Source organism: Cryobacterium sp. 10I1 (genome assembly GCF_035019805.1).
GTDB lineage: Bacteria > Actinomycetota > Actinomycetes > Actinomycetales > Microbacteriaceae > Cryobacterium > Cryobacterium glucosi.
Genome location: NZ_JASJVF010000519.1, coordinates 1 through 823 on the forward strand (window position 1 = coordinate 1; position 823 = coordinate 823).

The 823-nt window shown below is 70.7% G+C and carries 1 pseudogene; it reads left to right on the forward strand.

The features are described 5' to 3' along the window. Positions 1–66: 66 nt before the first annotated feature. Positions 67–675 (forward strand): annotated as a pseudogene (locus QN345_RS19525) (zinc-binding dehydrogenase); the annotation flags it as partial. Between the last annotated feature and the right edge of the window lie 148 nt (positions 676–823).

Genomic DNA, 823 nt, shown 5'->3' on the forward strand with positions numbered 1-823 from the left:
TCCGTGTTTCCAGCGACGAGCACCGCGTAGTGATCGTTCTTCATCGAGACGAGACCTGCGGAGCCCACCGTCGCCGAAGACGGACCCCGGCGCCTCTCCCCCGGTGCACTCACCGGACGGACTGTGCTCGTCGCCGGTGGCGCAGGCGCGGTCGGCCACGCGGCCATCGAGCTGGCCCGCTGGGCAGGGGCGACCGTCATCACGACGGTGAGCAGCGCGGAGAAGGGCGCACTCGCATCCGCCGCCGGCGCGCACCACGTCGTGAACTACCGCGAGGCGGATGCCGCCCGCGCCATCCGGGCGCTGGCGCCCGAAGGCGTCGACCTGGTCGTCGAAGTCGCTCCCGCGCAGAATGCGGTCCTCAACACGGCCGTGATCCGCACCCGCGGCTCGATCGCGGTGTACGCGACGACGGGAAAGCCGCTCGCGCTCGACATCCGTTCCCAGATGACCCTCAACGTGCGCTACCAGTTCCAGTTGCTCTACACGCTCGGCCAGGACCTCCTCGACGCCGCAGCCGCCGACATCGGTTCGGCCATCGGTGACGGCGCCCTCCACGTCGGTGCCGAAGCCGGCCTGCCCCTGCACCGCTTCCCCCTCGAGAGCACCGCGGGCGCGCACGCCGCCGTCGAGGCCGGCCTGGTTGGCAAGGTCCTCATCGACGTCGCCCCCTGAGGAATTCGGCGGGCAGGCGCCGTTCGGGGCCCGGCGGTCAGGAGACCGGCGTGACCGTATAGAGCAGGCCGTCCGTGTTTCCAGCGACGAGCACCGCGTAGTGATCGTTCTTCATCGAGACGAGACCTGCGGAGCCCACCGTCGCCGA